This is a genomic window from Microbacterium saccharophilum (assembly GCF_007992455.1).
Taxonomy (GTDB): domain Bacteria; phylum Actinomycetota; class Actinomycetes; order Actinomycetales; family Microbacteriaceae; genus Microbacterium; species Microbacterium saccharophilum.
In genome coordinates this window covers 91,537-104,429 of record NZ_BKAH01000001.1, presented here as the reverse complement: position 1 = coordinate 104,429, position 12,893 = coordinate 91,537, and the positions used below count along the sequence as shown (strand labels likewise).

The 12,893-nt window shown below is 71.2% G+C and carries 13 protein-coding genes and 1 tRNA gene; 8 read left to right on the top strand and 6 right to left on the bottom strand.

The features are described 5' to 3' along the window. The first annotated feature begins 6 nt into the window (after positions 1-6). Positions 7-279, top strand: a complete 273-nt coding sequence (locus MSA03_RS00560; RefSeq protein ID WP_028495381.1) for an HPr family phosphocarrier protein — start codon at positions 7-9, stop codon at positions 277-279. A 74-nt stretch (positions 280-353) separates the two neighbouring features. On the opposite strand, the gene MSA03_RS00555 is transcribed toward MSA03_RS00560, so the two are convergent. Next, positions 354-992 (bottom strand): MBL fold metallo-hydrolase, encoded by a 639-nt coding sequence (locus tag MSA03_RS00555; RefSeq protein ID WP_147049265.1) that lies wholly within the window; start codon positions 990-992, stop codon positions 354-356. A 98-nt stretch (positions 993-1,090) separates the two neighbouring features. On the opposite strand from MSA03_RS00555, the gene MSA03_RS00550 reads away from it, so the two are divergent. Then, positions 1,091-1,166 (top strand) — tRNA-Glu (locus MSA03_RS00550). On the opposite strand, the gene MSA03_RS00545 is transcribed toward MSA03_RS00550, so the two are convergent. The 3 genes from MSA03_RS00545 to MSA03_RS00535 form a co-directional block, all read right to left on the bottom strand. Continuing rightward, positions 1,161-2,117, bottom strand: a complete 957-nt coding sequence (locus MSA03_RS00545) for a hypothetical protein (RefSeq protein ID WP_147049264.1) — start codon at positions 2,115-2,117, stop codon at positions 1,161-1,163. The two genes, MSA03_RS00550 and MSA03_RS00545, sit on opposite strands and share 6 nt — an antisense overlap. Positions 2,118-2,215: 98 nt before the next feature. Continuing rightward, on the bottom strand, positions 2,216-3,337 hold the full coding sequence (locus MSA03_RS00540; RefSeq protein WP_147049263.1) for a DUF4349 domain-containing protein: 1,122 nt from the start codon (positions 3,335-3,337) through the stop codon (positions 2,216-2,218). Beyond that, positions 3,334-3,894 carry an RNA polymerase sigma factor gene (locus MSA03_RS00535; protein ID WP_028495401.1) on the bottom strand — a complete coding sequence of 187 codons (561 nt, stop codon included), beginning with the start codon at positions 3,892-3,894 and terminating at the stop codon, positions 3,334-3,336. Before MSA03_RS00535 ends, MSA03_RS00540 begins: the two co-directional genes overlap by 4 nt. 227 nt (positions 3,895-4,121) lie before the next feature. On the opposite strand from MSA03_RS00535, the gene MSA03_RS00530 reads away from it, so the two are divergent. The 5 genes from MSA03_RS00530 to MSA03_RS00510 all read left to right on the top strand — a co-directional run bounded on the left by MSA03_RS00530 (position 4,122) and on the right by MSA03_RS00510 (position 8,494). Next, on the top strand, positions 4,122-5,198 hold the full coding sequence (locus MSA03_RS00530; protein WP_147049262.1) for a TerC family protein: 1,077 nt from the start codon (positions 4,122-4,124) through the stop codon (positions 5,196-5,198). Between the two features lie 121 nt (positions 5,199-5,319). Next, positions 5,320-6,147 (top strand): ABC transporter ATP-binding protein, encoded by an 828-nt coding sequence (locus MSA03_RS00525; RefSeq protein WP_028495403.1) that lies wholly within the window; start codon positions 5,320-5,322, stop codon positions 6,145-6,147. Beyond that, a complete protein-coding gene (locus MSA03_RS00520; protein ID WP_147049261.1) occupies positions 6,144-6,833 on the top strand; it encodes an ABC transporter permease in 690 nt (229 codons plus the stop codon). Before MSA03_RS00525 ends, MSA03_RS00520 begins: the two co-directional genes overlap by 4 nt. Continuing rightward, on the top strand, positions 6,830-7,549 hold the full coding sequence (locus MSA03_RS00515) for an ABC transporter permease (protein WP_147049260.1): 720 nt from the start codon (positions 6,830-6,832) through the stop codon (positions 7,547-7,549). Before MSA03_RS00520 ends, MSA03_RS00515 begins: the two co-directional genes overlap by 4 nt. 30 nt (positions 7,550-7,579) lie before the next feature. Beyond that, on the top strand, positions 7,580-8,494 hold the full coding sequence (locus tag MSA03_RS00510; protein WP_147049259.1) for an ABC transporter substrate-binding protein: 915 nt from the start codon (positions 7,580-7,582) through the stop codon (positions 8,492-8,494). 75 nt (positions 8,495-8,569) lie between these two features. On the opposite strand, the gene MSA03_RS00505 is transcribed toward MSA03_RS00510, so the two are convergent. Together MSA03_RS00505 and MSA03_RS00500 are read right to left on the bottom strand one after the other, a co-directional pair. Further along, a complete protein-coding gene (locus tag MSA03_RS00505) occupies positions 8,570-9,883 on the bottom strand; it encodes an LLM class flavin-dependent oxidoreductase (protein ID WP_147049258.1) in 1,314 nt (437 codons plus the stop codon). After that, positions 9,880-11,211 carry an O-acetylhomoserine aminocarboxypropyltransferase/cysteine synthase family protein gene (locus MSA03_RS00500; protein WP_051526141.1) on the bottom strand — a complete coding sequence of 444 codons (1,332 nt, stop codon included), beginning with the start codon at positions 11,209-11,211 and terminating at the stop codon, positions 9,880-9,882. Before MSA03_RS00500 ends, MSA03_RS00505 begins: the two co-directional genes overlap by 4 nt. Positions 11,212-11,446: 235 nt before the next feature. Here MSA03_RS00500 and leuC point away from each other — a divergent pair, with 235 nt between their 5' ends. Continuing rightward, positions 11,447-12,892: a 3-isopropylmalate dehydratase large subunit gene (leuC, locus tag MSA03_RS00495; RefSeq protein WP_147049256.1), complete on the top strand. Its 1,446-nt coding sequence runs from the start codon at positions 11,447-11,449 to the stop codon at positions 12,890-12,892. The last annotated feature ends 1 nt before the right edge of the window (position 12,893 follow it).

Here is a 12,893-nt window from a genome sequence, read left to right as displayed (position 1 = left end):
AACGACATGGCAGAACGTACCGCCACCATCGCGAGCAGCTCGGGTCTGCACGCCCGCCCGGCGAAGCTCTTCGTCCAGAAGGTGCAGGAGACCGGCGTCCCGGTCACCATCGCTGTCCCGGGCGGTGCCGACCTCAACGCGGGCAGCATCCTGAGCCTCATGGGCCTGGGCGCCACGCAGGGCACCGTTGTGACCCTGAAGGCGGAGGGCGACGGCGCGGAGGCGGCTCTCGACACGCTCGCCGCCTTCCTCGAGGTCGACCACGACGCCGAGGCCTGAACCGAGCCACGCACCGACGACGGATGCCGCGGAGCCCTGAGGGCCCGCGGCATCCGTCGTTGTCGGTCGGGAGGTCAGAGGTCGACGGATTCGCCCGGGTCGAGCGCGACGAACTCGCCGCCGTCCTGCTCCGTCGCCCAGCGCAGGCGCTGCCGGCCCATCTCCCGCCCGACCTGCGACAGCGTCATGTCGTGCGTGCCGAACGCGCGGCGCGGTGCCACGGCGAGGACGAAGTCCATGGCCTCGCCGATCTTCAGCCAGGGCGCTCCGACCGGCGCGGCGAGGAGCCGCACGTCCCGTCCCTCCGGCACGGCGTAGGAGTCGCCGGGGTAGTAGAACTCGTCGTTCACGAGCACGCCGACGTTGTCCACGATCGGGATGGTCTCATGGATGACGGCGTGCCGCCCGCCGAAGAACTCCAGTGTGAACGGCTCCAGTGCGACCGTCTCCCCGGGGGAGACGGTGATGACGTCGAAGCCGGCGGCGGCAGCCGCGACGCCGGCCGGCCCGTAGATGGGGGTGCCGGGCGCCGCCTTCAGCAGCCGGTCGAGGTGCTCGGGCGTCCAGTGGTCGGGGTGCTCGTGCGTGAGGACGATCCCGATGAGATCCTGCAGGTCCGCCAGAGGCAGCGTGAAGGATCCGGGGTCGACGATGAGGGTCTTCCCCTCGCGTTCGAGGCGGAGGCAGGCGTGTTCGTGCTTGGTGACGCGCATGCCCCCAGTCAACGCGTCCGGAGGGCGTCGAGGCAAGCTCGGGCCTCGATTTGGCCGAGGCGCGGACGGCATGGCATAATCGAACGGTTGCGTGAAACGGCCCCATCGTATAGCGGCCTAGTACGCCGCCCTCTCACGGCGGTAACGCGGGTTCGAATCCCGCTGGGGTCACCAACACGAAAACCCCCGGTCTCCCGGGGGTTTTTTCGTGCGCCGAGGGGAACCTAACGGGCGCGGATCAGGGTGGCCTCGGTCGTGGAGCCGTCGGGCACGACGAATTCGATCCTGGCGTCGCCGTCGACGATCTCGATGATGCGCAGGTCGGCGAAGCGCGGGTGGGCGCGGTGCTCGATGCGCGCCGTCGGACGGGGGAACAGGAACGTGTGGAACGAGGGAGAGGTCGGTCGTCTTCCCGGTGTCGACATGCCTTCTGCGGTGCAGGACGTGGCATCCGTCCGGGGATGTCCCCACGACCGCGGCCGTCAGCATGCTCGGTCGCAGCCGGTCCACGAGGCGTGCCACCAGACCGCCCGCCGGCGGCAGAAGCCGGGAGCCGTGGGCGCCTGCCAGCGTCACGGCGGGCTCCCGCCCGGCCAGCTCCCGCCAGGCGCCCAGGAGGGCGTAGTCCCGCTCGCCGTCCAGCGCACCGATGTCGCCGGTGGGGTGGCCGGCGGAGGCGACGACGGACGACCCGTCGCGCTCCGTCGGGGAGAGGCGCCGCAGCACGGTGGCCAGCCGGCTCATCACGCCCTGTGACGAGCCGTTGTAGGTGATCTCGAGCGGCTCGCCCTCGTCGACGTGGAGGACGAGACGCCCGTCGAGCAGGAGGACGGAGTCCACGATCGCCACGAGTGCCGCATGCGGCACCGTACGCGTCGTGTAGGTGTCGTCCTGCCGGGAGAGGACCGTGGTCGCCTCCGCGTCGACGATCAGGAGCGCGTCGTAGAGGTCCATGCCGGGATGGGCGTCGCGTCGTGCGATGTTCCGCGGCACTTTCAGCACCAGTTCCGCCTTCGCGAAGTCCAGCGGGAAATCGCGGTAGAGACGGGGGACGCCCGCCGCATCGGTGACGTCGTCGACCCAGGGGCCGAATGCCGTGAACTCGGCCGTTTCCGCGGTCGACATGATTCGTCTTCTTGTCTCGAGGGGGAGCCCTCCGGGGTTGCGGGCGCCGCTGTCTGCACACTATCGGTTCCGTGGCGCCTCGCTCTCCGCGTCCGCGTTCAGGCCTCCGGCGGCGTCGTCGCGGAGGCCCTCGCGGCGGCCGTCCGCCGGCGCCGCGCCGTCCGCACGGCCCACACGACGAGCGCCGCACCGGCCAGCACGACGAGCCAGGGGAGCAGGAATCCGAGCCCGATGACGATCCCGTTGACGGTCGCCACGAGACCGTTCCAGCCCGCCGCGAGGCCGTCGCCGAACCCCGCGGGATCGGCCTTCACGACCTCCTGCGGCTCGGACAGCGTCACCGTGAGCGTCGACATGGACACCTGGTCGTCGAGCGCCGTGAGCTGCTGCTGGTAGGACTCCAGCTCCGCCTGACGCTGCGCCAGCGCGCTCTCCGCCGACAGCAGGTCGGCCGTCGACGTCGCCTCCGCCATGAGAGCCGTGAGCCGCGTGACGGATGCCTCGAGCGCCTCGATGCGCGCGCGAAGGTCGACGACCTGCGTCGTGACGTCGCGCCGCTCCAGCTGCGACGCCATCACCTCCCCGACCTCCGCGAGCCCGCGCGTCTGCGCCGTCAGCTCGTCGGCGGGGACCCGCACCGTGATCCACGAGCCGGAGGGCGATGGCCAGACGTCGCCCCCGTCTCGGATGACACCCGGGGCGGGCTGCCCCTCGCCCGCGAGACTGAGCGTCTCGACGTACCCGCCCGCCCGCTCGGCGGCCTCGCCGATCTCCCGGGCCGCCGTCGCCGCGTCCTCCACCTGCACCGACGCGGACGCCGTCGCGATGATCTCCCGTGCGAGGGAGCCGTCGGCCTGCGCACCGTCCTCCGACGCCGCGCCGTTCTCCGCTGCCGCGCCGGCATCCACGCCGGACAGCCGTCCGTCCTCGCTCCCTCCGTCCCAGGCCTCGGGGGCGCCCGCCTCGTCGGCCGTGCTCGACGCGCCGATGCCGCCGAGCCCGCCGAGCTGCGGCCCGACGACGGCCGCGACGATCACGACAGTCGCCGCGGCTGCAGCGCCGACCCACCAGCGTCCCCGCCGTGCGCGCCGCCGGGCGTCGATGGCGTGCCGCTCCGCCGGCGCGCCCCGCTCGGCGGCGATCGCGGCGAACAGCGCCTTCTCCATCTCGTCGACGCGGTCGTCGGCGAGCTCGGGCAGCGTCACATCCTCGACGTTCATGTCCCCTCCGTTCCGATGGCGGTCCGCACCTGGGTGCGGATGCGGGAGAGACGATTGCGGACGACCCCGTGCGACACGCCCAGCTGATCGGCGGCCGCCTGATAGGCGTAGCCCTCGGTGGCGCACAGCCGGAAGATCTGCTGATCGAGAGGACTGAGCGCCGACACCTCGGCGAGGATCCGCTCGGCAAGCGCCGCCGTGATGACCTGCTCCTCCACGTCCACCGTCGCCGGCAGCGTCTCGTCGGCCGCAGCCGCCGTGTGGATGCGGTCGCGCTGGAGGCGCCGGACGCGGTTGGCGCACTGGAACCGGCAGATCGTCGCGAGCCAGGGGAGGAGCGATTCCCCCGCCAGCTCCATCCCGGGCAGCTTCCGCCATGCGGCCAGGAACGTCTCCTGGGTGACGTCCTCCGCATCCACGACGTTGCCGAGGATGCCGTGCGCCAGCCAGTACACCGGCCGCACGTACGCCCGGTACAGTGCGCGGAACGCCTCGTCGCTGCCGCCCGCCGCCGCAGCGACGAGCGCGGCGTCGGTGCGCGCGGCCGGCTCGGTCATGGTCTCCTCATCGTCTCTCACCCCAGGAGTGTCGTCCACGGTCACACCGTCTCATGACCTCATGACGCCGGCCGGCGGCGCCCCCTGTATCCTTGGACGCGCGAGAGGGAGTATCCCGACCTCGCGCGTCCGTCATCACGGGTTCCGTCGCTGAGACCCCGGGCGCGCGCCGCAGTCCTGCGGGGGAGAGACTTTCGACGTTCCGTCACCCCTCCTGAAAGGCCCGAATGGACCTCCCCGTCTGGTTCGAGATCGGCTCCATGGCCGTCCTCCTCATCATCCTCATCGCGGATCTGCTGCTGATCATCAAGCGGCCGCACATCCCGTCGAACAAGGAGTCCACCCTCTGGGTGCTCTTCTACGTCCTGCTGGCGCTCGTCTTCGCCGGGCTCATGTGGATGTTCGCAGGCGGCGAGTACGCGGGGCAGTTCGTCGCCGGCTGGCTCACGGAGTACAGCCTGTCGATCGACAACCTGTTCGTGTTCGTGCTGATCATGTCGCAGTTCTCGGTGCCGCGCCGCTACCAGCAGAAGGTGCTGATGGTCGGCATCATCATCGCGCTCGTCCTCCGCGGCATCTTCATCCTGCTGGGCGCCGCGATCATCGAGAACTTCCTGCCGATCTTCTACCTCTTCGGCGCGTTCCTCATCTGGACCGCGTGGAAGCAGGCCTTCCCCGGCGGCGACCACGACGAGGACGTCAAGCAGGAGACGTTCATCGTGCGGCTGCTGCGCCGCACCGTCGACATCAGCGACACGTACGACGGTGCGAAGGTTCGCACGGTCGTGGACGGCAAGAAGATGTTCACCCCGATGATCATCGTCTTCGCGGCCATCGGCGTGACCGACCTCCTCTTCGCGCTCGACTCGATCCCGGCGATCTTCGGCATCACGCAGAACGCCTTCATCGTCTTCGCGGCCAACATCTTCGCGCTCATGGGCCTCCGCCAGCTCTACTTCCTGCTCGGCGGGCTGCTCGACCGGCTGCGCTACCTGCACTACGGCATCGCGTTCATCCTCGCCTTCATCGGCGTGAAGCTCATCTTCCACGCGATGCACGAGAACGAGGTGCCGTTCATCAACGGCGGGGAGCACATCGAGTGGGTGCCCGACATCTCCACCTGGATGTCGCTCGGCGTCATCATCGTCTCGATGGTGGTCGCCACGGCCGCGAGCCTCATCGCCTCGGCCCGCGAGAGCCGGCGCGACGAGCCCGGAACGCCGGTCGCCGCCGCGGCCGCCGTGGCGGAGGAGAAGGGGACCCCGGCGTCCGTCGAGCAGCCGCACGTCGAGCAGCGCGACTGACGCCCGGCAGGCGGCACGGGACCTTACCGGACGGTGTCGCCGGGTTACACCCCGGTGCCCCGTGTCCCCACCCTGTGCTTGAGTGGCACGTGGGGCCTGAGCGGCTCCGGGAGGGACGCCCGTGATCGAGTTCCGCGATGTGACGAAGCAGTACCCCGACGGCACGCTGGCGGTCGACGGATTCAGCCTCGTGCTCCCGGCGCACAAGACGACGGTCTTCGTCGGCTCCTCGGGATGCGGGAAGACGACCCTGCTGCGGATGATCAACCGGATGGTGGAGCCGACGTCGGGGGAGATCCTCATCGACGGCGATCCCATCCGGGGCCAGGATGCCGTGCGCCTGCGGCGGAGCATCGGCTACGTCATGCAGAACAGCGGGCTGCTGCCGCATGTCTCGGTCATCGACAACGTCGCGACGGTGCCGCTCCTGCAGGGCACGCCGCGGCGCGCCGCGCGCGAGCGGGCCCTCGAGCTCCTCGACGTCGTGGGCCTGGACCGGTCTCTCGCGCAGCGGTATCCGAGCCAGCTGTCCGGCGGCCAGCAGCAGCGCGTCGGCGTCGCGCGGGGCCTCGCCTCCGACCCCAACATCCTCCTCATGGACGAGCCGTTCGGCGCCGTCGACCCGATCGTCCGCGCCGAGCTGCAGCAGGAGGTCAGCCGCCTGCAGCGTGAGCTCGACAAGACCGTGGTCTTCGTCACGCACGACATCGACGAGGCGTTCCTGCTCGGCGACCAGGTCGTCATCCTCGAAAAGGGCGCGGCCATCGCGCAGGTCGGCAGCCCGAGCGAGATCATCGAGGCGCCTGCGAGCGCTTTCGTCGCCGACTTCATCGGCGCCGATCGCGGCAAGCGCGCGCTGCGCCTGAAGGAGACGGCGAACGGCACCGTCGTCGTCGACGCCCTCGGGCGCACGCAGGGAGCGCTCCTGCGCGGGGAAGCAGGCCCGTGAACTGGGTCCTCGACAACCTCGACCTGATCGTCGAGCTCGCGCTCGTGCACGTGCGGCAGAGTGTGCCGCCGCTCGTGTTCGGGCTCCTCGTCTCCCTGCCGCTGGGCTGGCTGGCGTGGCGCTACCGCGCGGCTCGGGGGACCATCCTCAGCATCACGGGGCTCCTGTACACGATCCCCTCCCTCGCGCTGCTGTTCATCCTCCCGGTCGTGTTCGGCATCAGCGCAACGAGCGAGGTGAACCTCATCACGGCGCTCACGATCTACGCCGTGGCCCTGCTGACGCGGTCGGTGGCGGAGGGGCTGGCCTCGGTCGATCCCGACGTCCGCCTCGCGGCGACTGCCGTCGGCTACGGCACGGCGCGCCGGTTCTGGGCCGTCGACCTGCCGCTGTCCGGGCCGGTCATCCTCGCGGGGCTGCGCGTGACCGCCGCCAGCACCGTGGCGCTCGCGACCGTCGGCATCCTCATCGGTGTCACCAACCTCGGCTACCTCTTCACGAACGGTCTGCAGCGCCGCATCATCCCGGAGGTGGTCGCGGGTCTCGTCGCGGTGGGCCTCATCGCCCTCCTGATCGACCTCGCCCTCGTCCTGCTCGGTCGCCTCCTCATGCCCTGGACGCGGCGGACGGCCACGTCCCGCATCTCGGCGCAGCGGGAAGTCGTCCGCGCGGAGGTCACGGCATGAACCTCATCATCGACGCCATCGCGTGGCTGCTGAGCGGGGACCGGTCGAAGTCGGACTCGATCCCGGAGGCACTCGGCCAGCACCTGCTGCTCACCGTCATCTCCGTGCTCATCGCCGCCGCCATCGCCATCCCGATCGGCTGGCTCGTCGGACACACCGGCCGGGGGCGCGACGCGGTCGTCGCCCTCTCCGGGGCTGCGCGGGCCGTCCCCTCGTTCGGGCTCATCATCCTGCTGGTGCTCCTCCTCGGCGTCCTGCACAAGCCCGAGGCCGCCGTCATCACCTTCGTGCTCCTCGCGATCCCGTCGCTCCTGGCAGGCGCCTACACGGGGTTCGAGGCGATAGACCGGGCGACGATCGACGCCGGACGCGCCGTCGGGATGACCGAGTTGCAGGTGCTGTGGCGCATCGAGGTGCCGCTGGGACTGCCGCTCCTCGTGGGCGGCATCCGTGCGGCGACGCTGCAGGTGATCGCGACCGTGACGCTCGCCGCCTACGTGAACGTCGGGGGACTGGGGCAGTACATCATCACGGGCCTCCCGCTCCGCCGGTTCGACATGGTGCTGGGGGGCGCGCTGCTCGTCGCGGCACTCGCCCTCGCCGTCGACGGCCTGTTCGCCCTCACGCAGCGGCTCGCCGTCCCGCGGGGCGTCCGTGCGGCATCCGATCGCCACTCCGCTCCGAAGACCTCCCGGCGCCGTCCGGTTCCGGCCTGACCCCATCACCACAGAAAGAGAGAGACGCACATGTTCACAGCACGGAAGAAGCGCGTGCTCGGCATCGCGACCTTCGCCCTCACCGCATCGCTGGCTCTCGCCGGCTGCGGGACGAGCGATCCGCTCGCCGAGGAGACCACGTCGCCCGGCGGCGAGACCGACGCGATCGTCATCGGCTCGCAGGCCTACTACTCCAACGAGATCGTCGCGGAGATCTACGCGCAGGCGCTGGAGGGCGCCGGCTTCGAGGTCGAGCGCTCGTTCAACATCGGCCAGCGTGACGCCTACCTGCCGTCGCTGGAGAGCGGCGAGGTCGACCTGTTCCCCGAGTACAGCGGCAACCTGCTGCAGTTCTACGACCCGGAGACCGAGGCGCGCAGTCCCGAGGACGTGTACAGCGCCCTGGTCGACGCGCTTCCCGAGGGGCTCACCGTCCTCGAGCAGTCGACCGCCAGCGACCAGGACTCGTACACCGTCACAGAGGCCTTCGCCGAGGAGAACGACCTCACCACGATCGCCGACCTGGCGGACGTCTCCGTGCCGCTGACCCTCGGCGGCCCGCCCGAGCTCGCCGAGCGGCCGTACGGGCCCGAGGGTCTCAAGGCGACTTACGGCGTCGACGTCGCCTTCGAGGCAACGGGCGACACGACCGTCGAGGAGCTCGTGGCCGGCACGGTCAACGTGGCGAACGTCTTCACCGCCGACCCGCGCATCGAAACGCAGAAGCTGCGTGTCCTCGAGGATCCCGAGGCGCTGTTCCTCGCCTCCAACGTCGTCCCGCTCGTGAACGCCGACATCGCCGAGGAGATCGCCGATGTCATCAACGCCGTCAGCGCGGCGCTCACCCCCGAGGGACTCGTGTCGCTGAACGTGCAGTCCCAGGTCGACGAGAAGTCGCCCGAGGACATCGCGAGCGCGTGGCTCGCGGAGAACGGCCTGGACTGAGGACGGCGGGTGGGGGCCGGTCGACCGGCCGGCCCCCACCCGTGGTTCGGTTCCGGGGTGCCTCTGCCTGCGTGGTCAGAACGAGCGGAGGTTCGCGCGCAGACCGCCGTCGGCGTACTCCGCACGCAGGATGCCGCGCCGCCGGAGGATCGGCACGAGCTCGTCCAGCATCCGGTGCACCGTGACGGGGTGCAGGTCGCCCCACAGCAGCACGCCGTCGTTGCCCCAGGTCCCGAGCTCCTCGATGCGGTCGGCCAGTTCGCCCGCCGTGCCGACGAACCCGCTGCCGTCGCTCAGCCGCCCGAGGCGGGCGTGCGCCGTCAGGATCTCGCGCAGCGTCGCGTCCGGGGCGTGCGCGCCGACGAGTCGTCGGATGCTGCCGTGCGACACGTGCTCGCCGAACACCGCCGTATCCAGCGGCGCGTCGAGGTCCAGGGCCGTGAGGTCGGTCTCCAGGTCGCTGGACTGACGTTCGGCGATCTGCCGCAGCGTCGCCTCATCCGGGTGCGCCGAGGCGGCGACGAGCCGGTCGGCCTCCTCCGGCGAGGACACGAGCACCGGCTGGATCGCGAAGAGGACCTTCACATCCTCGGGCCGGCGGCCCGCCGCACGCGCGGCGTCGTGGATCTTCGCCCGGTACGCGCGGATGCTGGATTCGTCCAGGGGTGCGAGGGCGAGCTGGATGTCGGAGTTGTGGCCCGCGAAGCCCAGTCCGCGTCCCGAGCCGCCGGGGGAGACGATGACGGGTTCGCCGTCCGTGAACGGCACGAAGTTCAGCGGACCGTCGAAGGCGAAGTGCTCGCCCCGGTGGCGGACGGCCTCCAGGCGGGTCCCGTCGGCGTAGCGTCCGCGCGCCGGGTCGGCGATGAGCGCGTCGTCCGGCCAGCTGCGCCAGAGGTCCCGGATGCCCCCGAGCCACTCCTCGGCGCGGTCGTACGCGGCGTCGTGGCCGAGCGGGGGCGCGGCGCCGAAGTGCCGCGCGCTCCCGGTGTCGGTGACGACGTTCAGGCCGAGGCGGTTCCCGCTCAGGTGCTGCAGCGTCGCGAACTGGCGCGCCGCCGTGTACGGCAGGTACGCCGCAGGGTTGACGGTGGGCGCGACCCCCAGGTGCCGCGTCGCGGCGAAGAGGTACGGCGCGAGGAGCAGCGGGTCGAGCTTGGGGCCGCCGAACGCCTGGCGCACGCGGAGGTCGATCGTCTCCGCGGAGCCGAGCGAGGGCGCGTCCTCGATGATGAGGAGGTCGAAGCCGGCCTGCTCGAGGGCGCGGACGGCATCCTGGTAGAGCGTGGGCTCGGTCCAGCGGTAGTTCCAGTCGAGGTACGGATGCCCCCAGCCGTGCGGTCCGAAACCCCGCGCGAGGAACCATCCGAAGTGCTGGAGACGGCTCACGCGACCACCGGATCCGCGCGGTCCGCCGGGACGGGCTCCGCTCCGGTCGCGGAGACGGCGTCGAGCGCCCGGCCGAGGTCGGCGATGAGGTCGTCGACGTCCTCGATCCCGATCGACAGTCGGAGCGTCCCCGGCTCCACGCCGTGCGCGCGCTGCTGCGCCGCCGTGCGGTGGGTGTGGCTCGTCGATGCGGGGTGCAGCACGAGCGAGCGGACATCACCCAGGTGCGTCATGTGCGTGATGACGCGCAGGCCGTCGACGACCGTCCGCGCCGCGGGCAGTCCGCCGCGGAGCGTGACCGTGAAGACCGAGCCGAAGCCGCCGCGGAGGTACCGGCGTGCCGTGTCGTGCGTCGGGTGCGACGCGAGTCCGGCGTGGTCGACGCGGGCGACCTCCGGCCGGCCCTGGAGCCACCGGGCGACGGCGAGCGCGTTCTCGCTCTGCCGCTGCACGCGCAGGCTCAGCGTCTCCACCCCCTGTCCGATGAGGAAGGCGTTCAGCGGAGAGGGGGTCGGTCCGAAGCGAGGCGCGACGCTCTCCCGCAGGTACGCGATGCGGGCCCGTCCGCCGTGCCGCTCCCACAGGCTGGGGCCGGATGCGGCATCCGTCAGGTGCGGGAAGCGTCCGGCGGCCGTGGCGGCGTCGAAGCGGCCGTCGTCGACGACGACGCCGCCGAGCACCGCCCCCTGGCCGGCCAGGAACTTGCTCGCCGAGTGCACGACGACGGCGGCGCCGTGCTCGAGAGGTCGCACGAGATAGGGCGTCGCGAACGTGTTGTCCACGACGAGCGGGATGCCGTGCTCGTCGCCGACGGCCGCCACCGCGGCGATGTCGAGGACGTCGTTGCGCGCATTCGCGATCGACTCCGCCAGCAGCGCGCGCGTCGTGGGGCGGATGGCGCGCCGCCAGGCGTCCGGGTCGGCGATGTCGTCGACGAAGTCCACGGTGATCCCGAGCCGGGCGAAGTTGTCCAGCAGCAGACCGCGGGAGCCCTCGTAGATGTGCGTCGAGCTGACGATGTGCTCGCCCGCGGCCACGAGCCCCAGCAGGGCGACCGTGAGCGCCGCCTGGCCGCTGGCCAGCAGCAGCGCCTCGGCGCCGCCCTCGAGGGAGGCGAGCTTGCGTTCCACGGCATCCACCGTCGGGTTGCCGGTGCGGGTGTAGCCGAAGCCGTCACCGACCCCGAAGTGCGCGGCGGCGTCGTCGAACGAGCCGAACGTGAAGCCCGCCGTCAGGTGGATCGGAAGGGCCCGCGGCGTGGCGGGGACGGCATCCGACCCGATGTGCACCTGCCGCGTCGTGAACCCGGCGTCCGTTCCCGCTCCCACAGCGTCCTCCCGTTGCTTCCGGCCCTCAGCGTCGCACGCCGCCGCCTGCGGAACCCGCGATTGCGACGCGGTGTTACGCCCGGGCCGGGGCGGGCGCCCGGTCGCGCGGTGGTAATCTGGCCGCGTGCGGATCACTCGCCTCCTCCTTAGCGGCCGCGACGAGACCTCGTTCTGAGCCCGTCCTCGTCGCGGAGTGAGTCGCGGGCGTGATCCCCTTTCTGGAGAACGAGACACCATGAGCACTGCGATTCCCGATCGTCCTCGCACCCTGGCCGAAAAGGTCTGGGACGACCACCTCGTCGTCAAAGGCGAGGGCGGTGAGCCCGACCTCATCTACATCGACCTGCACCTCGTGCACGAGGTGACGAGCCCGCAGGCCTTCGACGGCCTCCGCGCCGAGGGGCGGCCGGTGCGGCGCCTCGACCTCACGATCGCGACCGAGGACCACAACACGCCGACGCTCGACATCGACAAGCCGATCGCCGACCTCACGAGCCGGACCCAGATCGAGACGCTGCGCCGCAACGCCGCCGAGTTCGGGGTTCGGCTGCACTCGCTCGGCGACAAGGAGCAGGGCATCGTCCACGTCGTCGGCCCGCAGCTGGGGCTCACGATGCCGGGAATCACGGTCGTGTGCGGCGACTCGCACACCTCGACGCACGGCGCGTTCGGCGCCATGGCGTTCGGCATCGGCACGAGCGAGGTCGAGCACGTCCTCGCGACCCAGACGCTGCCCCTGAAGCCGTTCAAGACCATGGCGATCACGGTCGAGGGGACGGTCAAGCCCGGTGTCTCGGCGAAGGACGTCATCCTCGCCGTCATCGCGAAGATCGGCACGAACGGCGGCCAGGGCTACGTCCTGGAGTTCCGCGGCTCCGCGATCAGAGCCCTCTCCATGGAGGGGCGCATGACGATCTGCAACATGTCGATCGAGGCCGGCGCGCGCGCCGGCATGGTCGCCCCGGACGACACGACCTTCGCGTACCTCAAGGGCCGCCCGCACGCGCCGGCCGGTGCCGACTGGGACGACGCCGTCGCGTACTGGCGGACGCTCCCCTCGGACGAGGGCGCCGTCTACGATGCGGAGGTCTTCCTCGACGCCGACGAGCTGGAGCCCTTCGTCACGTGGGGCACCAACCCGGGTCAGGGCGTGTCGCTGTCCGGCGTCGTGCCGGCGCCGGAGGACTTCGCCGACCCCAACGAGCGGGTCGCCGCGCAGCGGGCGCTGGAGTACATGGACCTCGTCGCCGGCACCCCGTTGAAGGAGGTGCCCGTGGATGCCGTGTTCATGGGCTCGTGCACCAACAGCCGCATCGAAGACCTGCGCCAGTTCGCCTCGATCATCCGCGGACGGACCAAGGCGGACGGCGTCCGCGTCATGGTCGTGCCCGGGTCGGCGCGCGTGCGCCTGGAGGCCGAGGTGGAGGGCCTGGACAAGGTGTTCACCGACTTCGGCGCCGAATGGCGCTTCGCCGGCTGCTCCATGTGCCTCGGCATGAACCCCGACCAGCTGGCACCGGGGGAGCGCTGCGCCTCCACGAGCAACCGCAACTTCGAGGGCCGGCAGGGCAAGGGCGGTCGCACACACCTCGTCTCGCCCCTCGTCGCCGCGGCCACGGCCGTCCTCGGCCGGCTCGCGAGCCCCAGCGACCTGCCCGTCCTGACCGCAGCGGAGGCCTGAC

Bases quoted from the DNA above. Each gene is read 5' to 3' on its own strand.
- MSA03_RS00560 (WP_028495381.1), top strand. From the start codon at position 7: ATGGCAGAACGTACCGCCACCATCGCGAGCAGCTCGGGTCTGCACGCC.
- MSA03_RS00555 (WP_147049265.1), bottom strand. From the start codon at position 992: ATGCGCGTCACCAAGCACGAACACGCCTGCCTCCGCCTCGAACGCGAG.
- MSA03_RS00545 (WP_147049264.1), bottom strand. From the start codon at position 2,117: ATGTCGACCGCGGAAACGGCCGAGTTCACGGCATTCGGCCCCTGGGTC.
- MSA03_RS00540 (WP_147049263.1), bottom strand. From the start codon at position 3,337: ATGAACGTCGAGGATGTGACGCTGCCCGAGCTCGCCGACGACCGCGTC.
- MSA03_RS00535 (WP_028495401.1), bottom strand. From the start codon at position 3,894: ATGACCGAGCCGGCCGCGCGCACCGACGCCGCGCTCGTCGCTGCGGCG.
- MSA03_RS00530 (WP_147049262.1), top strand. From the start codon at position 4,122: ATGGACCTCCCCGTCTGGTTCGAGATCGGCTCCATGGCCGTCCTCCTC.
- MSA03_RS00515 (WP_147049260.1), top strand. From the start codon at position 6,830: ATGAACCTCATCATCGACGCCATCGCGTGGCTGCTGAGCGGGGACCGG.
- MSA03_RS00510 (WP_147049259.1), top strand. From the start codon at position 7,580: ATGTTCACAGCACGGAAGAAGCGCGTGCTCGGCATCGCGACCTTCGCC.
- leuC (WP_147049256.1), top strand. From the start codon at position 11,447: ATGAGCACTGCGATTCCCGATCGTCCTCGCACCCTGGCCGAAAAGGTC.